Source organism: Lysobacter sp. CA199 (assembly GCF_052078715.1).
GTDB lineage: Bacteria > Pseudomonadota > Gammaproteobacteria > Xanthomonadales > Xanthomonadaceae > Lysobacter.
The window spans coordinates 358,081-381,135 of record NZ_JBQJIL010000007.1; the positions used below are offsets into that span (position 1 = coordinate 358,081).

General features: G+C 66.6%; 16 protein-coding genes and 2 pseudogenes. 15 read left to right on the top strand and 3 right to left on the bottom strand.

Features of this window, described 5'->3' with window-relative positions; genetic code table 11:
- Window positions 1-12: 12 nt before the first annotated feature.
- Window positions 13-852: a Rossmann-like domain-containing protein gene (locus tag ACTOWJ_RS14800; protein ID WP_441335392.1), complete on the top strand. Its 840-nt coding sequence runs from the start codon at window positions 13-15 to the stop codon at window positions 850-852.
- Between the two features lie 9 nt (window positions 853-861).
- Window positions 862-2,094 (top strand): MFS transporter, encoded by a 1,233-nt coding sequence (locus ACTOWJ_RS14805; RefSeq protein ID WP_441335393.1) that lies wholly within the window; start codon window positions 862-864, stop codon window positions 2,092-2,094.
- A 79-nt stretch (window positions 2,095-2,173) separates the two neighbouring features.
- Here ACTOWJ_RS14805 and ACTOWJ_RS14810 read toward each other — a convergent pair whose 3' ends face one another.
- On the bottom strand, window positions 2,174-3,082 hold the full coding sequence (locus ACTOWJ_RS14810; protein ID WP_441335394.1) for a LysR substrate-binding domain-containing protein: 909 nt from the start codon (window positions 3,080-3,082) through the stop codon (window positions 2,174-2,176).
- 95 nt (window positions 3,083-3,177) lie between these two features.
- On the opposite strand from ACTOWJ_RS14810, the gene ACTOWJ_RS14815 reads away from it, so the two are divergent.
- From ACTOWJ_RS14815 to ACTOWJ_RS14825, 3 genes are all read left to right on the top strand, one after another.
- On the top strand, window positions 3,178-3,630 hold the full coding sequence (locus ACTOWJ_RS14815; RefSeq protein ID WP_441335395.1) for a hypothetical protein: 453 nt from the start codon (window positions 3,178-3,180) through the stop codon (window positions 3,628-3,630).
- 92 nt (window positions 3,631-3,722) lie between these two features.
- Window positions 3,723-4,790 carry an L-dopachrome tautomerase-related protein gene (locus ACTOWJ_RS14820; RefSeq protein WP_441335396.1) on the top strand — a complete coding sequence of 356 codons (1,068 nt, stop codon included), beginning with the start codon at window positions 3,723-3,725 and terminating at the stop codon, window positions 4,788-4,790.
- Between the two features lie 61 nt (window positions 4,791-4,851).
- Window positions 4,852-5,952: an alkene reductase gene (locus ACTOWJ_RS14825; RefSeq protein ID WP_441335397.1), complete on the top strand. Its 1,101-nt coding sequence runs from the start codon at window positions 4,852-4,854 to the stop codon at window positions 5,950-5,952.
- Window positions 5,953-6,106: 154 nt separating this feature from the next.
- Here ACTOWJ_RS14825 and ACTOWJ_RS14830 read toward each other — a convergent pair whose 3' ends face one another.
- A complete protein-coding gene (locus ACTOWJ_RS14830) occupies window positions 6,107-6,586 on the bottom strand; it encodes a tRNA (cytidine(34)-2'-O)-methyltransferase (protein ID WP_441335398.1) in 480 nt (159 codons plus the stop codon).
- Between the two features lie 153 nt (window positions 6,587-6,739).
- Between ACTOWJ_RS14830 and ACTOWJ_RS14835 the strand changes: the two genes are divergently transcribed.
- The 10 genes and pseudogenes from ACTOWJ_RS14835 (at window position 6,740) to ACTOWJ_RS14880 (ending at window position 22,903) form a co-directional block, all read left to right on the top strand.
- Window positions 6,740-9,631: a M16 family metallopeptidase gene (locus tag ACTOWJ_RS14835; protein WP_441335399.1), complete on the top strand. Its 2,892-nt coding sequence runs from the start codon at window positions 6,740-6,742 to the stop codon at window positions 9,629-9,631.
- A gap of 360 nt (window positions 9,632-9,991) precedes the next feature.
- Window positions 9,992-10,309 (top strand): annotated as a pseudogene (locus tag ACTOWJ_RS14840) (DUF4156 domain-containing protein); the annotation flags it as partial.
- Between the two features lie 268 nt (window positions 10,310-10,577).
- Window positions 10,578-11,600: a 3-oxoacyl-ACP synthase III gene (locus ACTOWJ_RS14845; protein WP_441335400.1), complete on the top strand. Its 1,023-nt coding sequence runs from the start codon at window positions 10,578-10,580 to the stop codon at window positions 11,598-11,600.
- 364 nt (window positions 11,601-11,964) lie between these two features.
- Complete coding sequence (locus ACTOWJ_RS14850) at window positions 11,965-12,210, top strand: hypothetical protein (protein WP_441335401.1); 246 nt, start codon at window positions 11,965-11,967, stop codon at window positions 12,208-12,210.
- A 285-nt stretch (window positions 12,211-12,495) separates the two neighbouring features.
- Window positions 12,496-13,122, top strand: coding sequence for a biofilm formation regulator BacA (gene bacA, locus ACTOWJ_RS14855; RefSeq protein ID WP_441335402.1), 627 nt, complete (start codon window positions 12,496-12,498; stop codon window positions 13,120-13,122).
- A gap of 1 nt (window position 13,123) precedes the next feature.
- Window positions 13,124-13,840, top strand: a complete 717-nt coding sequence (locus ACTOWJ_RS14860; protein WP_441335403.1) for a PspA/IM30 family protein — start codon at window positions 13,124-13,126, stop codon at window positions 13,838-13,840.
- A gap of 59 nt (window positions 13,841-13,899) precedes the next feature.
- The gene (locus tag ACTOWJ_RS14865) at window positions 13,900-14,583 is read left to right on the top strand and encodes a hypothetical protein (protein WP_441335404.1); all 684 of its coding nucleotides are present in this window, start codon (window positions 13,900-13,902) and stop codon (window positions 14,581-14,583) included.
- 77 nt (window positions 14,584-14,660) lie between these two features.
- Window positions 14,661-16,703 carry a hypothetical protein gene (locus tag ACTOWJ_RS14870; RefSeq protein ID WP_441335405.1) on the top strand — a complete coding sequence of 681 codons (2,043 nt, stop codon included), beginning with the start codon at window positions 14,661-14,663 and terminating at the stop codon, window positions 16,701-16,703.
- 106 nt (window positions 16,704-16,809) lie between these two features.
- Entirely contained in the window at window positions 16,810-22,182 is a 5,373-nt protein-coding gene (locus tag ACTOWJ_RS14875; protein WP_441335406.1) for a DNA repair ATPase, read from the top strand.
- Between the two features lie 13 nt (window positions 22,183-22,195).
- Entirely contained in the window at window positions 22,196-22,903 is a 708-nt protein-coding gene (locus ACTOWJ_RS14880) for a phospholipase D-like domain-containing protein (RefSeq protein ID WP_441335407.1), read from the top strand.
- 94 nt (window positions 22,904-22,997) lie between these two features.
- Here ACTOWJ_RS14880 and ACTOWJ_RS14885 read toward each other — a convergent pair.
- Window positions 22,998-23,051: pseudogene (locus tag ACTOWJ_RS14885) on the bottom strand (DUF6053 domain-containing protein); the annotation flags it as partial.
- Window positions 23,052-23,055: the final 4 nt, after the last annotated feature.

Below are 23,055 nucleotides of genomic sequence, written 5' to 3' on the forward strand. Positions count from 1 at the left end.
GAGTACCGCACCATGACTTCATCTACCTTGCGCGGCGTCGCCGACCTCACCGCCGCCGTGCTGCGCGGCGACTACGGCCCCGATCCGGCCGAACTGCACGCGGTCGGCGCGTTCTGGATTCGCCAAAGCACCCAGTTCCCCGGGACCGACACCAAATACCGCAACTACTACCTGGTGCTGCGAGTGGAGTCGGGCTTCGGCGGTTGCTGCGTGGAACGCGATCAGCTCGATTCGGTGATCGCCGAGGAACTGTCCGGGCGCAGCGTCGCCGAATTGCTGCGCGATGAGCGCACGCCGGTGCGGATCGCCGCGCTCGATGCGTATCTGTCGTTGGTCAAGCCTCATCGCGAGGCCACGCAGGCGCAAGTGTTCATGCTGCCGAACGGCACGCCGCTGCAGCGCGCCAAGGCTCGCGATCAGGCCATCGCCGGACTGCTCGATATCGTGCCGGGCATGAAGGTGGGGCTGATCGGCGTGGTCAATCCCCTGGTCGAGGCGATCCGCGCGCGCGGCGGCGTGTGTCTGCCCTGCGACTTCAACATGCAGCGCACCGCCGACGGCACCGAGGTGGCGCGGGACATGGCGCCGGTGCTGGCGCAGGCCGATCTGGTGATCGCCACCGGCATGACCTTGAGCAACGGCTCCTTCGACGAAATTCTTGCCGCGGTGCGTTCGCGCGGGATCGGCCTGATCGTCTACGCCCAGACCGGCAGCGCGATCGTGCCGCAGTTCCTCGGCCAAGGCGTCGCGGCGGTGTCGGCCGAACCGTTCCCGTTCTCGCAGTTCAGCGCCGATCCCACGCCGATCCATCTCTACCGCAACGGCGGCGCCGATGCGCGCGCGGCGGCCTGAACCGCGCGCATGAGTCCGCAATCGGCCCACACCGTCGCACCGCTGAGCGAGGCCGCGCGCAAACGCGGCCTCAACGGCTTGCTGGTCTACACCTTCTTCATGGTGACCGGCTTCGCCATGCTGATGCCGCTGGTGGCGGTGCATTACGTCAACGACATCGGGCTGGCCGCGGCCGCGGTGGGCGTGGCGCTGGCGGTGCGGCAGTTGACTCAGCAAGGGCTGGCCCTGGTCGGCGGCGTGTTGTCCGACCGCTACGGCGCGCGGCGCATGATCTGCCTGGGCGTGCTGTTGCGCGCGGCCGGTTTCGCCAGTCTGGCCTTCGCCGTGGATCTGCCGCTGCTGCTGGCGGCGATGGTGTTGTCGGCGTTGGGCGGGGCGATGTTCGAGGCGCCGTACCAGGCGTCGATCGCCGCGCTCACCGATGAGACCAGCCGGCCGCGTTACTACGCGCTCAGCAACTGGATCAGCGGCGTGGCGACGACCCTGGGGCCGCTGTTGGGCGTGGCGCTGCTGCGTTTCGATTTCCGCATGGTGTGCCTGGTCGCGGCGGCGTGTTTCGCCTTGAACTTCGCGATCGCGTTGCGCCTGTTGCCGCGGGTGGAGATGCCGCCGCAACCGCCGCCGTTGCGTCACGGCCTGGAACTGGTGCGGCGCAACCGCGCCTTCGTCCGGCTGGTCGCGTTGATGATGCTGTACTGGTTCGTCGCGGTGCAGATCAACATCAGCTTCCCGCTGTTGGCGCAGAAACTCAGCGGCAGCGTCGACGGTGTCGGCGCGATGTTCGCGCTCAGCGCCGGCATCACCGTCGCCCTGCAATACGGCCTGGTGCGCTGGCTGGAAAAACGCCTGAGCAGCGCGCAAGTGCTGGTGCTCGGCGTGGCGATCATGTCGTTGGCCGCGGGCGCGATCGGCGTGATCGACGACTTCATCGGATTTCTGATGTGCGTGGCCGTCTTCTCGCTCGGCGCGCTGATGACCCGCCCGACCCAGCAGACGCTGATCGCCGGCCTGGCCGATCCGCGCGCGCTGGGCACGTTTCTAGGCGTGAGCTCGCTGAGCCTGGCCGTCGGCGGCGGTATCGGCAACATCGCCGGCGGCTGGCTGGTGGATCTGGCCGTTGCCCGGCATTGGCCGTGGCTGCCGTGGTCGGTGTTCTGCGCGATCGGCCTGCTCAGCGCCACCGGCCTGCACCTGGCTACCCGCAATCGCGCGTCGATGGAGATCGCTCCCGCGCGCAGCTGACCGCTTCCCCGTAGTGTGACTTGCCCTCTCCTGGACTCCGGCAAGGGAGAGGGTTTTTTTTGCCCGCGCGTCGGCGAGTTCATTCCGGAATCGGCGCGACTGTCTCAAAGCGTTGTTTGAGGAACTCGCGCAAGCGCTGCACCAACGGGCTCAGCAGGCGCCGGTCGGGACAGACCAGATTCAACGGCGCGCTTTCGCCCGACCAATCGCGGCACAGCAGGGTCAGTCGGCCGCTGGTCACTTCCTGCGAGACGTCGAGCCAGGATTTGTACGCGATACCGTGTCCGGCCAGCGCCCACTGCTTGACCGCGTGGCCGTCGTCGCTGACGCGGTCGCCCTGGACCCGGACGGTGCGGTCGTCCTCGCCGCGGCGCAGGCGCCAGCGGTCCTGGGTTTCGCCGCGGATCAGCATGCGCAGGCAGTTGTGTTCGCTCAGCCGGTCCGGATCGTCGGGAACGCCGCGCCGCGACAGATAGTCGGGCGAGGCACATAGCACGCGGCGGTTTTCGGGACGCAGCGGCAATGCGATCAGGTTCGAATCCTGCGGCGCGCCGTAACGCAGCGCGACGTCGACCGGTTGCCGGTACACGTCGGCGAAATGATCCGACAGGTTGATGCGCAACTGCACGTGCGGATGTTGCGCGATGAAGTCGTCGAGCCACGGCAGCACCAGGCTGCGGCCCAGGTCGGAGGGCATCGACAACTGCAGTTGGCCGCGCAGCACCGCCTGATCGCCGCGCAGGGCTTGTTCGGCTTCCTCGATCGCGCGCAGGGCTTCGCGCGCATGCGCCAGAAAGCGTTCGCCTTCCTGGGTCAGGCGCAGGCTGCGGGTGGAGCGCACGAACAACTGCGCGTGCAGTTCCGCTTCCAGCCGCTTGAGCGTGGCGCTGGCCGCGGCCGGGCTGATGTCGAGGGCGCGCGCGGCGGCCGACAGGCTGCCGGCGTCGGCGGCGCGCACGAACAGGGCCAGGTCGGCGAAGGCCTTCATTTTCAATCCACGGTTGAAACAGAACCGGCTTATGCCCGGTTTTTGCGCGTGGGGCAAGGCGTCAGCATGCGCCCATCGCATCGCCGGAGCCCGCCATGTCCATTGCCGACCGCAACGCCACGCCGCAGTGGCGGTTCGATCACCTCAACCTGCACGGCAGCGCCGACCAGGGCGCGCTGGCGCGTCTGTTCGGCGAGGTGATGGGATTGCGCCCGGGCTATCGGCCGCCGTTTCCGTTTCCGGGCCAATGGCTGTACCGCGACGATCAGGCCTGGCTGCACCTGATACAGCCGGCGCAAGCGCGTGAGGAACGCGTTCGCTTGGGCCATATCGCTTTCCGCACCGACCAGGCGGCCGCGGCGCTGATCGAGCGCGTGCGCGCCGCCGGCCTGGAACACGAAGTCGCCGTGGTCCCCGCGCTCGGCGAGGTGCAGGTCTTCGTCGCCCTGCCGGGCGGACTGGTGATCGAACTCGATGCGCCGGCCGATCCGGCTCTCGGCGATGGCCAGGACGGCTATGCCAGCGCGCTGGCGACGAGCGCGAGCTAGCGACGCGTTCCGCCGCGCACTCGTGCGGACAACTCCTTTCCGGCGCCGCGCTTTGGTCGCGGCGCCCAACCCAAACCAGAGGATGCAATGTCATGAAGCACTTCCCTCGTTCTTTGTTGGCCGCTGCGGTGCTGTGGTCGAGCGCCGGTCAAGCCGCGCCGGCCGCGCCGTCGCCCAAGCAAGCCTCGCGGCTGGAGGTGGTCGCGGTGTCCGACGTGCGTCCAGGCAATGTCGCCGTTTCGGCGCAGGGCCGCGTGTTCGCGACGTTCCATCCGCTCGGCGGCAGCAAGGTCCAGCTCGGTGAAGTCAAGGACGGGCGCTTGCAGCCTTATCCGGATCTGAGCGTGCAGAACGGCGGCGCCGCGGCGTCGGACGCCACCTTCGACACGCCGCTGGGCGTCAGCGTCGACTCGTCGGGCCGCTTGTGGGTGATCGACATGGGGCTCAAGCTCGGCAAGACCCGGTTGTGGGCGTTCGATCTGAACACCAACCGGCTCGCGCGCAAGATCGAACTGCCCGCCGACATCGCGCCCAAGGGCAGTTTCGTGCAGGACTTCGCCATCGACGAGGCGCGCGGCTGGGCGTATCTGGCCGACATCGCCAACCCCGGGATCATCGCGCTCGATCTGGCCAGCGGAAAGGCGCGTCGCTTTGGTGGACATCGCGCGCTGCAGTCCGAGGACATCGACATGAAGATCGACGGCCGTCTGGTCCATTTCGGCGGCAAACCCGCGCGCGTGGGCATCAACCCGATCACGCTGTCGGCCGATCGCGAGACCCTGTACTTCGGCGCGATGAACGGCACCACCTGGTACCGGCTGCCGGCGAAACTGCTGCGCGAAGGCGCCGACGATGCCGCCATCGCCGCCGCGATCGCGCCGGCCGGGCCCAAGCCGATCAGCGACGGCGTGGCGACCTCCGCCGTCGGCGATCACTACTTCACCGATCTGCAGCGTCACGCCATCGCTCGCCTCGGCCGCGACGGAAAGTTGAGCGAGGTGTTGCGCGATCCGCGACTGCAATGGCCCGACAACCTGGCGCTGGGTCCGGACGGTTGGATCTACGTGTCGGTCAACCAGCTCGACCGCACGCCGAGTTTCACCGGCGGCGCCGACGAAGGCCGCCCGCCATACCACCTGTATCGCTTCCGCGCGCGCTGAGTTGCGCGCACGCCGATCCGAATCTGCACCTGTTCCTTCGTCCGTCTTCCGGAGCGACCTCATGAATTCCGTCTTGTTCCAGCCGCTGTCGTTGGGCGCGTTGTCCTTGCCCAATCGCATGGTGATGTCGCCGATGACCCGCGCGCGCAGCAGCCAACCGGGCAACGTGCCCAATGCGCTGATGGCGCATTACTACACCCAACGCGCCGGCGCGGGATTGATCGTCACCGAGGCCACCCAGGTCTCGCCGCAGGGGCAGGGCTACAGCTTCACTCCCGGCATCCACAGCCAGGAGCAGATCGAGGGCTGGAAACTCGTCACCGACGCGGTCCACGCGGCTGGCGGACGGATTTTTCTGCAGCTGTGGCATGTGGGCCGAATGTCGCACGAGTCGTTTCACGATGGACGGCTGCCGGTCGCGCCCTCGGCGCTGTCGCCGCAGGCGCAGGTCTGGATCGTGCGCGACGGTGTCGGCGGCATGGTCGACTGCCCGACGCCGCGCGCATTGAGTCGCGAAGAGATTCCCGGCGTGGTCGAGCAGTTCCGCCGCGGCGCCGCCAACGCCATCGCCGCCGGCTTCGACGGCGTGGAGATCCACGGCGCCAACGGTTATCTGATCGATCAGTTCCTGCGCACCACTTCCAATCATCGCGACGACGATTACGGCGGCTCGATCGACAACCGCGTGCGCTTCCTGGAACAGGTCGCGCGCGCTGTGGCCGAGGAAGTCGGCGCCGATCGCGCCGGCATTCGCTTGGCGCCTTACATCACCGCGCGCGGCATGAACTGTCCGCAGATCATCGCGACCATACTGGAGGCCGCGCGTCGGCTCGACCGCATTGGCCTGTCCTACCTGCATCTGGTCGAAGCCGATTGGGACGATGCGCCGCAGGTGCCCGAATCGTTCCGGCACGAATTGCGCGCGGCCTACCGCGGCAAGCTCATCGTCGCCGGCCTGTACGACCCGGCGCGCGGCGAGCGCGTCCTTGCCGAGGGTCTGGCCGATCTGGTCGCGTTCGGACGTCCCTTCATCGCCAATCCCGACTTGCCGCGGCGTTACGCCAACGGCTGGCCGCTGGCCGCGCACGATCCGGCGACCCTGTTCGGCGGCGGCGAGCGCGGTTACACGAGTTACGCCGATTACCGGGCGAGCGCGGCCTGAGCAGCGCGTCGTCTCGCCTTGCGTTGTTCTGTCGAGAAAGAAAGTTCATCCAGGCTCGAACCGATCCGCCTGCGATGCGACAGCGAGGTCTCTGTGGGAGGGGCTCAAGCTCCTCCCACAGAGACCTCGACTGATCGCGGTAGTCGGGATCGCGCTATTCCCCGCCGGCGAAACCGAACTGGCGCCAGGCCTCGAACACCACCACCGCCACTGAGTTGGACAGGTTCAGGCTGCGATTGTCCGGCCGCATCGGCAGGCGCAGACGGTGTTCGGGCGGGATCGCATCGAGCACGTCCTGCGGCAGGCCGCGCGTCTCCGGGCCGAACACGAAGGCATCGCCGGCGGCGTAGCGCGGCGTGTCGAAGCGGGTACGGCTGCGCGTGCTCAGCGCGAACAGGCGCGGCGGCGCGTTCTGCGCCGCGCCGATCGCGCTCAGCGCCGCGTCCAGGCTGTCGTGCACGCGCAGCTCGGCGTACTCGTGATAGTCCAGGCCGGCGCGCTTGAGCTGCTTGTCTTCCAGGGTGAAGCCCAGCGGCGCGATCAGATGCAGGCGGGCGCCGGTGTTGGCGCACAGGCGGATCACGTTGCCGGTATTGGGCGGAATCTCAGGCTGATAGAGGATGACGTTGAACATCCGCGCATTATGCGGGCAGGGCGCGCCGGACCGCGCGGCAACGCAAAAGCGCGCGGCGTCCCCCTGTGACCGCCGGCCCATGCCCCGGCGTCGGCGTGCGCCTAAGATGCCGGCTTTGGTCCGCCCGCGGACGCCCCATCAGCCGGAGTCGCCATGTCCCAGTTCCCCACGTCCGCCCTCGCGCCGCCACGCGCCCGCCCGCGCGCCGCCGTGCTCGCTTTGGCCCTGGGGGCGGCGCTGGCCGGCGTGGCGATCGCGCCCGCGGCGTTCGCGGCCGCGCCCAAGGGCGGCGCCAGCGTCCACATCGCCTTCGAAGAGTTCACTTTGCCCAACGGCCTGCGCGTGATCGTGCACACCGACCGCAAGGCGCCGATCGTCGCGGTCAACGTCTGGTACCACGTGGGCAGCAAGAACGAACAGCCCGGCCGCACCGGCTTCGCGCATCTGTTCGAACACCTGATGTTCCAGGGCTCGGAGAACTACAAGGGCGAATTCTTCACCCCATTCGAATTGGTCGGCACCACCGACCAGAACGGCACCACCAACGTCGATCGCACCAATTACTTCCAGAACGTGCCGACCACCGCGCTGGACATGGCGCTGTGGATGGAATCCGACCGCATGGGCCATCTGCTCGGCGCGATCGATCAAAAGACCCTCGACGAACAGCGCGGCGTGGTCCAGAACGAAAAGCGCCAGGGCGAGAACCAGCCCTACGGCCGCCGCATCAGCGCCAAGCTCTATGAAGCGCTGTACCCGGCCGGCCATCCTTACAACTGGTCGACCATCGGCTCGATGGCCGATCTGGATGCGGCGTCGCTCGATGATGTGAAGACCTGGTTCCGCAGCTGGTACGGCCCCAACAACGCGGTGCTGGTGCTGGCCGGCGACATCGACCTGAAGACGGCGAAGGAAAAAGCGCTGCGTTACTTCGGCGACATCCCCGCCAGCGCCACCTTGCCCGACATGGCCACGCGCATTCCCAAGCGCGAACGCGATACCGAGGAAGTGGTGCCCGACCGGGTGCCGCAGGCGCGCGTCTACCGCGCCTGGCCGGTGGCTCAGTTCGGCGCGGCCGACGGCGTGGATCTGCAGCTGTTCGCGCAGGTTCTCGGCGGCAGCGCCGCCTCGCGTCTGGATGCGCGCCTGGTTCACCGCGACCGCATCGCCGACAGCGCCAGCGTGTCGATCAACGACGCGGAAATCAGCGGCACTCTGGTGGTCATGGCCAACGTCAAGCAAGGCGTGGATCCGGGCAAGGTGCGCGCGGCCATCGACGAGGAAATCAAGCGTCTGATCGAACAAGGCCCCAGCGCGGAAGAGCTCGAACAGGCCAAGACCGCAAGCCGCGCCGAATTCGTGCGTGGGGTGGAACGCATCGGCGGTTTCGGCGGCAAGTCCGACGTGCTGGCGCGCTGCGCGGTGCTGCTCGGCAAGGCCGACTGCTATCGCGACGAGCTCAAGGACATCGATCGGGCCAGCGTCGCCAGCGTGCAGACGGCCGGACGCAAGTGGCTGGGCGTGGGTTCGCACACCATCGTGGTGCAGCCGGGCGACAAGCCGGCTTCGTCGCTGCCCGAAACCGCGAGCGCGGCGCCGGCGACCCAGCCTGCGCCGATCCCCGCGGCCGATCCGCGCTTCAAGACGGTTGCCTCCGATCTCGATCGCAGCCTCGGCGTGCCCGACACCAAGACCTTCCCGGCGCTGAAATTCCCGGCGCAACGCACCGCCCAACTCAGCAACGGCATGCAGGTGGTGCTGGTCGAGCGCCACGAAACGCCGATCGTGCAATTGCAGGTGGAATTCCCCGGCGGCTTCAGCGCCGACCAAGGCCGCAAGGTCGGCACCGCCAGTTTCGCCATGGCCATGCTCGATGAAGGTGCGGGCGAGTACGGCGCGCTGCAACTGTCGGCGCGCAAGGAAGCCCTGGGCGCGGAACTGACCAGCGGCGCCAGTCTCGATGCGGCCAACGTCGCGCTGTCGGCGTTGACCGACAAGCTCGATCCTTCGCTGGATCTGCTCTCGGATATGATCCGCCGTCCGCGTTTCGAGGCGGCCGAGATCGAGCGCGTGCGCGCGCAGTGGCTGGCCGGCATCAAGCAGGAGAAGGCGCGTCCGCAGACCGCCGCGCTGCGCGTGTTGCCGCCGTTGCTGTACGGCGCCGGCCACGCGTACGCCATTCCGTTCACCGGCACCGGCACCGAGGCCTCGATCGCCTCGCTCACCCGCGAAGACCTGCTCGCCTTCCACCGCGACTGGTTGCAGCCGCAGCGCGCGCGGGTGATCGTGGTCGGCGACACCACGCTGGCGCAGATCCTGCCGAAACTGGAAAGCCGCTTCGGCGACTGGAAGGGCGAGGCGCAAGCGCCGGCGGTGCCGGATCTGGCCCAGGTCGCCCGGCCCAAGGCGCCGCGCGTGTTCCTGGTCGACCAGCCCGGCGCGATCCAGTCCAACCTCTACGTCGGCGAGCTGATCGCACCGACTGGCGATGCCGGCAGCGTCGATTTCGACTTCGCCAACGGCGTGCTCGGCGGCGAATTCAGTTCGCGCCTCAACATGAATCTGCGCGAGGACAAGCACTGGGCCTACGGCTCCTACAGCGGCGCGGGCAACGCGCTCGGCCAGCGGCCGTGGATCGCGCAGGCGGCGGTGCAATCGGACAAGACGGTCGAATCGCTGGGCGAGCTCAAGCGCGAGATCGAGGCTTTCGCCAGCGGCAGCAAGCCGATCGGCGACGCCGAGGTGGTCAAGATCCGCGCCGCCAACACCCTGAGCCTGCCGGGCGCGTACGAAACCACCGATGCGTTGATGGCGCAGGTCGGCGCCGACTTGCGTTACGGGCGTCCGAGCGATTTCATCCTCAAGTACAAAGCGCGCAACGATGCGATGACGCCGGCGCTGGCCCAGGCCGCGGCCAAGAATCTCGATCCGAATGCGTTGACCTGGGTGGTGGTCGGCGATCTGTCCAAGATCGAACAGCCGGTGCGCGCGCTCAAGCTCGGCGAGGTCCAGGTGATCGACAACGACGGTAAGCCGGTGCGCTGAGCGCGGCGAGCGAGCGGACGGCGTCGTCCGAGACGTAGTCGCTTCCATGGCGATGACTGCGGGCCGCATCTTCGGATGCGGCCCGTTGCGTTTCCGACGCTGTTCGCTGCGATCGATGTGATCTGCCATGGGGATTCGATCCGGCCGATCGGAAAGCGTCGGGGCTGAAGCCCCTCCCACAAAAGACTTCAAGCTTCGCTCGGCACCCAGAGCCCAGCGCTCGACACCCGGCTCCCGGCTCATCACTCGGCATTTGGTGCTCGGTATTCGGCGGCGCGAAGCCACCCGCTCCGCATTCCTACCGCGCTCAGCCGATTCCGGCGACAATGCGCCGGTTCGTAATTCACAGCCGAGGTCTCCATGCGCGCGTTGGCATTACCGTCCCTGACCGTCACCGTCCTGGCCCTGAGCGTTTCGGCCTGCACCTGGGTCAACATGGCGCCCGGCGCGCAGGCGGTGCGGGTGTTGTCCGCGGGCGCGGCGCCGGCGTGCGAGAAGCGCGGCGAGGTGGCGGTGGCGGTCAAGCACAACGTCGCCTTCTACGAGCGCAATCAACTGCGCGTGCGCGAGGAGCTCGAAACCCTGGCGCGCAACGAGGCGCCCGGCCTGCAGGCCGATACGATCCAGCCCTTGGGCGATCCCTCTCAGGGACAGCAGCGTTTTGGTGCCTATCGTTGTGGCTCAGGAGCCGCTCCGGTTGCCCCCGCTGCGCAAAAGCCGGCTTCGGGCGCCGCCCAGACCTACCCGGTCGAGGGCTGAACGGGTTTCCAAACCCTTCCGTACGGCTGTTTTGAAGCGCTTTTATCGCGCTAACCAGTTGTTTTTAAATGAGCTTCTGGCCTGGGGCCTGCTCCAGGCCCTGGCCAGTGGGTGACATTAACTAATGCGTCAGGTCCGGGAAGGCGCTAACCTGTCCTACTTTCTGTCCGCGAAGGGTTTGTCGCCCATGCTGTTCCAACACGTAGCCATCGCCGGCCTCGCTCATGTCGACGCGCCGCGAAAGCTGACCTCGGAGGAGATCAACGCCCGGCTCAAGCCGACGCTCGATCGCCTCGGCATCAAGGTCGATGTGCTGCAGGACGTCGCCGGTGTGCGCGAGCGTCGTCTGTGGGACGGCGAAATGAAGCCTTCCGACGCCGCCACTCTGGCCGGCGTCAAGGCGCTGGCCGACGCCTGTATCGATACCGACCGCATCGGCCTGTTGATCAACACCTCGGTCAGCCGCGACTACCTGGAGCCATCCACGGCCAGCATCGTCGCCGGCAATCTGCGCCTGGGCGAGAACTGCCAGAACTTCGACGTCGCCAACGCCTGTCTGGCCTTCATCAACGGTATGGACATCGCCGGGCGCATGATCGAGCGCGGCGAGATCGACTACGCCCTGATCGTCAACGGCGAAACCGCCAACAAGGCCTACGAGAAGACTCTCGAACGCCTCAGCGGCGCGGAAGTGACCGAAGCGCAGCTGCGCGACGAGATGGCAACGCTGACCTTGGGCTGCGGCGCCGCGGCCATGGTGCTGGCGCGTTCCGAACTCGCCCCGGGCGCGCCGCGCTACCGCGGCGGCGTGACCCGTTCGGCCACCGAGTGGAACCATCTGTGCGTGGGCGATATGAACCACGACCGCATGGTCGCCGACGGCCGCATGCTGATGATCGAAGGCCTCAAGCTCGGCCAGAAGACCTTCACCGCTGCGCGCGCCGCGCTGGGCTGGGCGGTGGAAGAGCTCGACGAGTTCGTGATCCATCAGGTCAGCCGCGCTCATACCCAGGCCTTCCTCAAGGCGTTCGGTATCGACCCGAAGAAGGTCATGACCATCTTCGGCGAGCACGGCAACATCGGTCCGGCCTCGGTGCCGATCGTGTTGAGCAAGCTGCGCGAGATGGGCCGCCTGAAGAAGGGCAATCGCGTGGCGCTGCTCGGCATCGGCTCGGGCTTGAACTGCTCGATGGCCGAGGTGGTCTGGTAAGGCGCGATCCGCGCGGCGACGCCGCGACGATTCAAGCGAACGAGGCCCGGTGCGAAAGCATCGGGCCTTTTCGTTGTTGCGCCCGAGCTTTTGTGGGAGGGAGCTTCAGCCCCGACGCTTTTCGATCCGCGCTCGCCGACCTCGCACCAATCCACCGTCGCGACCGGATCGAAAAAGCGCCGGTGCTGAAGCTCCCTCCCACGAGGCATTCACTTCGATCACTGTCGCGCCACCGGACACATCGCATGCACCTGGGTAATACGTGCCCTCGCTCGCGCTTGCTATAGTCGAACTCTCTCCGCGCGAGCGCCGCAATGGCCGCCGCGCCAAGGAACGATTCCTCACCCGCAACGGAGTTGCCCGCATGGCCCAGCCCAAGAGCCACCTCGAGATCGCCCTGGCCTCGATCCCGGTATTCACCAACGACGGCACCCTCGACGTCGCCGAACTGCAGAAGCTGCTCGACCTCGCGCTGCGCGACCAGAGCGTCGACGACGACGAGAAGCGCGTGCTCGGCAACATCTTCAAGCAAGCCGAACTCGGCCAGCTCGATGCCGAGGTCAAGCGCCGCATCGACGAGGCCCGCAAGTTGCACGGCATTCCGGCCTGAGCCGGCCGGCGGCCGATTCACGGCTGCCGGAACGGTTGGCTGTGGCGATCGTCGGCGATCGTCGTTACGCGGTCGCGGCTTGCGCCGCTCCTACAGGGAGCGGATGTAGGAGCGGCGCAAGCCGCGACCGCGACCTCACGACCGCAGCGCCCTCAGCCTTCTGTCGGTTCCAACCCCTTGATCCCAAAGACGCGACCGCCGACTTCTGCGGACTGCATCACCGTTCGTCGGCTCTCACATGTCACGTCTTGCCAATGTCACATGTGATGAATTAACGTGAAGCCCATGGAACGCCGATCCTCCGCCTACTACCAGCGTCGCCATCGCGAACGTCTTCGCGAGAAGGGGCTGGTCAAGAAGGAGCTGTGGGTACTGCCCGAGTTCGCCGACGAACTGCTGGTGGTGGAGAAGCGGATGCGGCAGCCGCGCGGTGCGGCGCCGGGGCGTGGACGCGTGGAGAAAGACATGAACGACGGCAAGGTCTGGACGGCTACCGGTCTGTACGACGCTTTGTCGCAGGCCGAGGAATTCGTCTACGGCGACTCGCAGATCGAACTGATCGACGGCGCCGAGGCCAGCCTGCATCTGGTCATGGCCGAGTACGGCGACCTGCCGTTGTTCCTGGCCGTGGTCGGCGAGCAGATCGTGGTCGAGGCGCTGTTGTGGCCGGTGTCGCACGTGCGCGATCCGGCCGGGTTCAACGAAGAAGTACTGCGCACCCACAAGGTGATCTTCCCGTTGTCGACCATCGGCATCGAGACCCTGGCCGACGGCGAATCGGTCTACATGATGTTCGGATCGCTCAGCGCGGCTTCGTCCTTGTCGAACGTGCTCTACGAAATCGAGACGCTGGCCGACAACGTCATCAAGGCCACCGAAGCCTACGAACTGCAACTGCTGGAGGCCGCCTGACATGCCCGGCAGACACGAAGGCGGCAGCAACATCTGGAGCAAACTGCTGACCTCGCTGCGCGGCGGCGCGAGCGAGCTCGGCGACAGCTGGATCGACAGCCGCGCGCTGCGCATCCTGGATCAGGAAATCCGCGATTGCGATCTGGACCTGCGCCAGTCGCGCGAATCGCTCGCCCATCTGCTCGCCCGCCACACCCTGGCGCAACGCGCGCTGGTCGAGCAGGGCGAGAAGATCGCCGAATACGAAGGCTATGCGCTCAAGGCGCTGGAAGCCGGCGACGAGCCGCTCGCGCGCGAGGTCGCCGACAAGATCGTGAAACTCGAAACTCATCGCGGCGACGACGAGCGCCACGTGCACGAGCTTGCCACCAGCTCGGCCGAACTGCGCAAGGCCGTAGCGATGGCCGAAGGCAACATTCGCCGGCTCAAGCAACAGCTCGATACGGTCAAGGCCACCGAGAGCGTGCAGCGCGCCCAGGCCGCGGTCGCCCAGCGCTACGCCGGGCCGCACAACAAGTTGCAGACCGCGATCGACTCGCTGGCGCGGATCAAACTCAAACAAGCCGAACGCGGCGCGCGCATGGAAGCGGCGACGGAGCTGGCGCGCCACGACAGCGGCGACAGCCTGGACAAGAAATTGCGCGACGCGGGGATCATGCCCGACGACGCCGGCGCTGAAGCGGTGCTGGCGCGTTTGCGGCAAAAACTGCCGGGCTGACATGGGGTCGCCCGGTTTCATGGAGCCGCCGGATGCGCGGCAAGAGGGGAGGAAGGGCGATGGTCGAGTTTCTGAGTACGATTTTCACGCTGCCGACGGTGTTCTACACCGTGCTGCTCGGGGTGGTGTTCTGCTATTGGCTGCTGTCCGCGTTCGGCCTGGTCGGCGGCGAAATGATCGACGGCTGGATCGGCGGCGAGGCGCACGGCCACGGCGCGCACGGTCTGGGCGATCACACCCTGGCCGACGGTACCCACCATCACGGCAACGGCGTTTTCGATCCGTTGATGCGCTTGGGGCTCGGCGGCATTCCGATCACCGTGGTGCTCAGCGTGATCATCATGGTTGCGTGGGTGCTGACGCTGTACGCCGACGTCTATCTGCTGCGGCTGTTGCCCGGCGCGCCGCTGCGCATCGTCGGCGGCGCGGTCATCATCGTCGCCGCGTTCGCCCTGTCGCTGCCGGTCGCCGCGCTGGCGCTGCGCCCGCTGCGTAAGCTGCTGCGCAAGATGCAGCCCGGCCCGCCGCGGCCGATCCTCGGCCAGACTGCGGTGATCCGCACGCCGGTCAACCGCGTCACCGGTACCGCCAGCGTCGAAGACGGCGGCGCCGGCCTGATTCTGCAGATCCGCGACGACGATGCCGCACGCTTCAAGCGCGGCGATCGGGTCGTGCTGATCGAATACCTGGAAGACCAGAACGTCTACCGCGTGGTCAGCGAAGACGAATTCCGCGGTGCCTGAGCGCGGCCCCGCGTCCGGCGCGGGGTTGGCTCAGTCGCTGCAACCGAAATCGGCAGTCGTGTCATAGGGAGATGGTTATGAATTGGATGGTAGCGCTCACCGTCATCGGCGGTTGCACGCTGATGATTTTCGTCATGTTGCTGATGTTCAAGGCCTTCTATATCAAGGTGCCGCAAGGCACGGCCTTGATCGTCAACGACATGTCCGCCACGCCGAAGGTGCATTTCACCGGCGCCTTGGTCTATCCGGTGATCTACAAGAAGGAGTTCATGAAGATCTCCTTGATCACCCTGGAAGTCGACCGCCGGGCCAAGGACGGGTTGATCTGCAAGGACAACATGCGCGCCGACATCACCGTCGCGTTTTACCTGCGTGTCAACGAGACCCAGCAGGACGTGCTCAAGGTCGCCAAAGCCATCGGCGTGGACCGCGCGTCGGACCGCACCGCGGTCAACGAGCTGTTCAACGCCAAGTTCTCCGAAGCGCTCAAGACCGTCGGCAAGCAGATCGAGTTCGTCAAGCTGTTCGAGAACCGTCAGGAATTCCGCGACCGCATCATCGAGGTGATCGGCAACGATCTCAACGGCTATGTGCTCGAGGACGTGGCGATCGACTATCTGGAGCAGACCCCGAAGTCCTCGCTGGATCCGACCAACATCCTCGACGCCGAAGGCATCCGCAAGATCACTGAGCTGACCGCGGCGCAGAACGTGATCACCAACGAGCTCGAGCGCAACGAGCAACTGGCGATCACCAAGAAGAACGTCGAAACCCGCGAAGCCATGCTCGCGCTCGAGCGCCAGCAGGCCGACGCCGAGGCGCGGCAGAAGCGCGAGATCCAGACCATCCAGGCGCGCGAACAGGCCGAGACCGCCAAGGTCCAGGAAGAAGAGCGCCTGAAGTCGGAGAGCGCGCGAATCGGCGTCCAGGAGCAGCTCGACATTCGCGAAGAGAATCGTCAGCGCGAAGTCGAAGTCGCGCAGCAGAACCGCCAGCGCGCGGTGGTGATCGAGGTCGAGAAGGTCACCCGCGCCAAGGATCTGGAAATCGTCGCGCGCGAACGCGAGGTCGAACTCAACCGGATCGAGAAGGAAAAGGCGCTGGAAGAACAGCGCAAGGAAATCGCCAACGTGATCCGCGACCGGATCGCGGTCGAGAAGACCGTGGCCCAGGAAGAAGAGCGGATCAAGGAAGTGCGTCAGGTGTCCGAGGCCGATCGCGCCAAGCAGGTCATGGTGCTGCATGCGCAGGCCAAAGCCGAGGAAGAACTGGTGCGTCAGGTCAAGCAGGCCGAGGCCGACGAGACCTCGTCCAAGCACAGGGCGGTGGAGATCACTACGCTGGCGCAAGCCGAGCTGGAATCGGCCGGCAAGCAGTCCGAAGCGAAGAAGAAGATGGCCGAGGGCATCGAGGCCGAGCGCGCCGCGCCGGGTTTGGCCGATGCGCGCGTACGCGAAGTCACCGCCGCGGCGATCGAAAAGGAAGGCCTCGCCAAGGCGCGAGTCGTTGCCGAGACCATGGGTGCGGAAGCCAAGGGCGATCAGGACAAGGGCATGGCCCAGGCGCGGGTGATGGAAGCGCAGGCCGACGCCAAGCAGAAGCAGGGTTTGTCCGACGCCAAGGTGCTGGAAGAAAACCTGTTCGCGCAGGCGCGCGGCGAGGAACAGCTCGGCGCGGCCAAAGCCAAGGCCAATCGCGATCTGGGCATGTCCGAGGCCGATGTGCTGCTGCAGAAGTTCAAGTCCGAAGCCGAGGGCCTGTCGCAGAAGTTCGGCGCCCTGGACTCGCTCAGCGATCAGGCACGTGCGCACGAAGAGTTCCGCATGCAGTTGGAGAAGAACTTCGAGCAGGCCATCGCAGGTATCGAGGCCAACAAGGAAGTGGCCAAGGAACAGGCCGACGTGCTGGCCGCCGCGCTCAGCAAGGCCAACATCGACATCGTCGGCGGCGAAGGCGCGTTCTTCGATTCCTTCGCCAAAGCTCTGTCGGTCGGCAAGGCGATCGAAGGCGTGGCCGGCAAAAGCCCGATCGTGCAGGACGTGCTGCAGCGGTTGCTGGCCAAGGCCGACGGCAAGGGCGACGGCAGCAAGACCGCGGGCGAAGCCACGCTCGATTCCTGAGCGCGCGCAAGGCCAAGGAATGCGCCGTCGGCGTGACGGCGCATCGGATGGACGTCGGCGGCGCGATGCGTCGCGCCGCCGGCCGGATCGCTAGGACTAACCACTGATGGCCGACACCAAGCCGACCGCGGCTGCGGGCGAAACTTCCAACGACGGCGCCAAGTCGCAGGCCGACGCGACGGTCGATCAGGCCGTCGCCCAGGGCGGCGCCTACGAGGTGCTGAGCAAGCGTCTGACCGATCAAGGTCAGCGTCTGCGCGGCCTTGCCGACGGCCTGAACCAGCAGCGGCTGGGCGAGTTCGGCAGCAGCCAGATGGAGGTCATCGGGCGCTTCCGTATCCGCACCGAGAACAATTGCGTCGCCAGAGACATCGTGCAGGTCGGCGAGCACTTGGTGTTCGGCTACAACGTATTCATGGGCCTGAAGAAGGAGACCACGGTCGCCGACGTGTTCTGCCTGTACAAGTTGGTGCAGGGTCCGGAGGGCTACGACGTCACTCCGGTGGAGCTCAAGGGCAGCTTCCTCGGCATCGACAGCTTCGCCCAGGATTTCCGCGAGCTGTACGCGTACTACAAGCACACCCGGCTGATCCAGCTGATCGTGCGCGACAGCAAGCTGCTGGCCGCGTTCCAGATCGGCGAGCGCATCACCGATCTGCGCGTGTTCCGCTGGGCGATCTCGCCGCGCGGCGAAGTGCGCTACATCGACAACCGCGGCGAGCGCGACATCGCCCTGCCGGCGCCGTTCGATTTCGAATGGACCCGCGCGACCCGCGAAATGGTGATCAACGGTCGCCATCCGCATCTGAACATCCTCGACAGCGTGTTCGTCGAGACGGTGGGCGGCGATCTGACGATCAAGATCGAGGACAACACCGAGGACGGCCAGGGCATCTACCGCGAGCCGGTCAGCGACAAGACCCAGTCGCTGGACGACGCGCAGGTCGATTTCGCCCGCGTCGGCAGTCTGATCCTGCTCAAGATCCTGCCGTACCGCGAAGAGCAGTGGCGTTACCTGGTGTTCAACACCCTGACCCGCAAGGTGGTGCGCCTGGATGAGATTGGCCTGGCTTGCATCCAGTTGCCGGAAGACCACGGCATCATCTTCCCCGGCGGTTACTACCTGCAGAACGGCGAGCACAAGCGTTTCGACCAGTCGATGGACGGCATGCGCTACAAGCGCAGCATCCGCTCGCCCAACGGCGAGGACGTGTTGTACCTGTTCTACGAGCCCGAACAGGGCCGTACAGCGATGTTCACCTACAACATGATCGAACGCCGGCTGCAGACGCCGATCTTCGGTCACGGCTACGCGCGCCTGGAAGACGGGCGCATGGTGATCTTCGCCGCCGAAAGCGACGAGCCGACCCGCGTGCATCCCATGCAGGTCTGGCAGACGCCGTACGCCAGCGACGAGTACGCGGCCCGGCAGCCGGCCGGCAACACCTTCATGGGCAAGATCGGCAACGCCGAACTGGTCCGCGGTGTGTCCGAACTGATCAGCCTGAGCCGCGAGATCGAAGCCACCGAGGTCTCCGCGCAGCGTTACGGCCTGCTGGCGCAGAACACCCGCCGCCTGTTCGATGCGCATCATTGGTTGTCCGATCCCCACTGCGGCGATGTGGCGCCGCTGCTGCGCGAGATCGCCGCCACCGCCGAGTCGGTGCTGGACGAGTACGAAAAAGTCGAAGGCATCCGCGGCCAGTCCGAGCGTGCGATGCGCGAGGCGCAGAGCAAGCAGAAAGCCTTGCTCGACAGCCTGCAACCGGAGAACTGGGAGCGGGTCCAGGAGTTCGTCGACGCGCTCAACCGGCTGACCGCGCAGCGCGGCCATCTGCTGACCATCCGCGAATACCGCTACATCGACGTGGCCGCGATCGATGCGATGGAGCAGGCCTTGATCGCCGCGCACGAACGCATCGGCGCGGCGACCGGCGATTTCCTCGCCGGCGACAAGGCGCTCGCGCCGTTGGCCGAACGCCTGCACGCGCTCGACGCACAGGCCCAGCAGGCCGTCACCGTCGCCCAACTGGTCGAACCCTTGGGCGAGATGCGCTCCATGTCCGGCGATCTGGACATGCTCTCGGCGCTGATGGCCACGCTGAAGGTCGACGACGCGACCCAGCGTACCCGGATCGTGGGAGCGATCTCGGAGATCTACGCAAAACTCAATCAGGCCAAGGCGCGCGCCGATCAACGCCGCAAGAGCCTGGGCTCGGCCGAGTCGGTGGCGCAGTTCGGCGCCCAGTTCACTCTGTTCGGCCAAAGCATCGCCAGCGCGCTGGCGTTGGCGCAGGATCCGGAAAAAGCCGACGAGCAGCTCTCGCGCCTGATGGTGCAGCTGGAGGAACTGGAGAGCCAGTTCGGCGAACACGAAGCCTTCCTCGGCGACATCCTGACCAAGCGCGAAGAGCTGCTGGAAACCTTCGAAGCGCACAAGCAGACCCTGCTCGACGATCGTCAGCGCAAAGCGCAGGCGGTGATGGACGCGGCCAAGCGCATCCTCGATGGCCTGGGCCGGCGCACCGCGCGCTTCGCCAATGCCGATGAGCTCAACGCCTTCTTCGCCGGCGACGCGCTGATCCTGAAATTGCGCGAGCTGGCCGAACGCCTGCGTTCGCTCAAGGACAGCGTCAAGGCCGACGACGTCGAGGCACGGATGAAGGGCGCGCGCGACCAGGCGGTACGCGCGCTGCGCGACCGCAGCGAGTTGTTCGAAGAAGGCGGCAACGTCATCAAGCTCGGCCCGCGCCACCGTTTCAGCGTCAACACGCAGGAACTCGACCTCACTTTGTTGCCGCGCGGGGACGTATTGAATCTTCATCTGACCGGCACCGATTTCTTCGAGCCGCTGCAGAACCCCGAACTGGACGCGGCCCGCGCTTACTGGGGCGTGTCGATGGATTCGGAATCCGCGCAGCTGTATCGCGGCGAGTATCTGGCCGGCCTGGTGATCGAATCGGCCGCGGCGAACCGCGACGGCCTGAGCCTGGATCTGCTGCGCCAGCAGTTGGCGCAGCCCGAAACGCTGGCGCGCACGGTGCGCGACTTCGCCGCGCCGCGCTACCGCGAAGGCTACGAAAAAGGCATCCACGACCACGATGCCGGCCTGATCTTGCAAGCCTTGCTGCCGCTGCGCGACAGCGCCGGCAGCCTGGCCTTCGAACCGGCCGCGCGCGCCTGGGCGGCGTGGTTCTGGTCCTTGCGCTGCGGACACGAAGGCGCCGGACAATGGCCGGAACGCGCGCGCACCGCGGCCGACATCGAACGCTTGTTCGGCAGCGCGGCCGGTCTGGAAGCGCTGCGAGGCGAAGTCGCCGCGGCGATGACCGCCTATGCGCAAGAGCAGACCTTGCCGATCGATCCGGCGCTGACGCCGCACGCGGCCGAGTATCTGGTACTGGAGTTGTCGGCCGAGCATCCGCAGTTCGTATTCAGCAAGTACGCACAGCAGTTGTTGAACGCGCTGCGCGAAAAGTTGGGCGCGGCGCGGATGTGGGACGGTTTCGCCCAGACCCTGGAAGCGCTGCGCGAGCGTCCGGCCGCGCGCTGGGCGCTGGCGCTGCACTGGATCGAAGCGCTGGCGCGCAGCCCCGAGCTGGCGCCGATCGCGGCGTATGCGGCCGAGGCCGCGGCGCTGGCGCTGCTGGACCAGAGCGTCGCGCGCAAGGTCGTCGAGACCGATCTGAGCGCCCCAGTGCAGGGCTTGCTCGGTGAGCACGCGCGGATCAAGGAAGGCCGCATGAGTCTGGCCATCGACGACTGGTCGGCGCGGTTGCGCCATCACCGCGTGAGTTTCGTCCCCGGTTTCCAGCGTTATCAGGCGCTGCGCCAGGAGATCGTCGGCCGCGAGCGCCACGCGCTGCGCCTGGACGAGTTCAAGCCGCGGCCGTTGAGCTCGTTCGTGCGCAACAAGCTCATCAACGACGTGTACTTGTCGGTGATCGGCGACAATCTCGCCAAGCAGATGGGCACGGTCGGCGAGAGCAAGCGCAGCGACCTGATGGGCCTGCTGATGATGATCTCGCCGCCGGGCTACGGCAAAACCACGTTGATGGAATACGTGGCGCACCGGCTGGGCCTGATCTTCATGAAGATCAACGGCCCGGCGCTGGGCCACGAAGTGCGCTCGCTCGATCCGGCCCAGGCGCCGGACGCGACCTCGCGCCAGGAGCTGGACAAGCTCAATCTCGCGCTGGAGATGGGCAACAACGTGATGCTGTACGTCGACGACATCCAGCACACCCATCCGGAGTTCCTGCAGAAGTTCATTTCGCTGTGCGACGGCACCCGCCGCATCGAGGGCGTGTGGAAGGGCCGTACCCGCACCTACGACATGCGCGGCAAGAAGTTCTGCGTGGTGATGGCCGGAAACCCGTATACCGAGTCCGGCGAGGTGTTCAAGATTCCGGACATGCTCGCCAACCGCGCCGACATCTACAACCTCGGCGATGTGCTCGGCGGCATGGAGGCCTCGTTCCTGCTGAGCTATATCGAAAACAGCCTGACCTCGAACCCGGTGCTGGCGCCGCTGGCCACGCGCGAGATGGCCGATCTGTACCGTTTCGTCGCCAAGGCCGAAGGTAAAGCGTTCTCGGCCAACGAGCTCAGCCACGCCTACAGCGGTGCGGAGATCAACGAGATCGTCACCACCCTGGAGCGGCTGATCCAGGTCCGCGACGTGGTCTACAAGGTCAACCAGCAGTACATCGCCAGCGCCGCGCAGGCCGAGAGCTACCGCACCGAACCGCCGTTCAAGCTGCAGGGCAGCTATCGCAACATGAACAAACTGACGGAAAAGATTTCGCCGGTGATGAACCAGGCCGAGCTGCAGCAGTTGATCGGCGATCACTACCTCGGCGAGGCCCAGTTGCTGACCTCCGGCGCCGAGGAGAACCTGCTCAAGCTGGGCGAGCTGCGCGGCGTTCTGAGCGCGGAGCAAAGCGCGCGCTGGAGCCAGATCAAGCGCGATTTCCTGCGCAACAAGGCGATGGGCGCGGGCGAGGACGATGTCGGCGGCCGCGTGGTCGCCCAGCTCAACGATCTGGTCGAGAGCGTGCGTGCGCTCGATTCGGCGGCCGAGCGCGCGAACGCCGCCGCAGCGGCGACGCCCGCGTCGGTCGACGACCCCGCACCTTGGGCGCAGATCCTCGCGCTGCTCGAACGCGTGGCCCAGTCGCAATCGGCGCCGCCGAGCACGCCGAGCGCGCCGGCCGCGCCGACGCCGGATTTCGACGCCTTGCTCAGCCGCCTGGGTCCCTCGTTGCAGCAAGCCTTCGATCCGCTGGTCGAGCGCCTGCAAGACAGCGGCGACCGCCAGAGCCGGATCAACGAAGCGCTGGTGGAGCTGTTCAAGCAACTGGGCGAGCGCGAGATTCAGGACGCCCCGACCCGCGCGGCGATGACCGAGCAACAGCGCGAGCTGCAGCGCGCGCTCAACGATTTCGCCGACCGGCTCAACGGCCGGATCCAGCGCTGAGGGCCGCCACACCATGGATTTCGGACAACTCGACCAGCGCCTGCGCGACAGCCTCGCCGACTACGCGCTCGACAACGAGGAAAAATTCGAACTGCGCGAACTCGGCGGCAGCATCGGCGGCGATCGGCTGCGCTATCTGCGCAACCGCGCCTTCGACATGACCCGCGAGCTGATGCTGGCCGAACCGGCGCGCACCTTGGACGCGCTGCGCTGGCTGGAGCAGGTGGTCAAGACCCTGGACATGGTCGCCGCCGCGCCCGCGGTGGTGTCCAGTGCTTACTTCGCCCCGGGCGACGCCTGCCTGCGCAAACTGCGCGAGTTGTGCCGCGGCGCCAAGCGCAGCGTCGCGATCTGCGTCTACACCATCTCCGACGATCGCCTCACCGAGGAGATCCTGGCCTGCCACCGGCGCGGAATCGAGGTGCGGGTGATCAGCGACAACGACAAGAAGTTCGACGAAGGCAGCGACGTACTGCGCCTGCGCGAACTCGGCGTGGCGGTGCGCATCGACGACAGCCCGTTCCACATGCACCACAAGTTCGCGCTGTTCGACGGCCGGGTACTGGCCAACGGCAGCTTCAACTGGACCCGCAGCGCGACCACCAGCAACGAGGAGAATCTGGTGGTGACCGACGATGCGAATCTGGTGCGGTGCTTCGCCGGGCAGTTCGAGGAGTTGTGGGAGAAGTTCGTGCCGGGGACGAATGCGGCGAGGTATTGAGGTTCCGACCTGAATCGCGTGCGCACCGTGTTTGCGGCTGGCGCATCGGGGCTGAAGCCCCTCCCACAAAAGACCTCGTGGCTTCGAAGTTTTTTGTGGGAGGGGCTTCAGCCCCGACGCTCTTCGCTCGGATCGCCGCACACTCGCAGCTC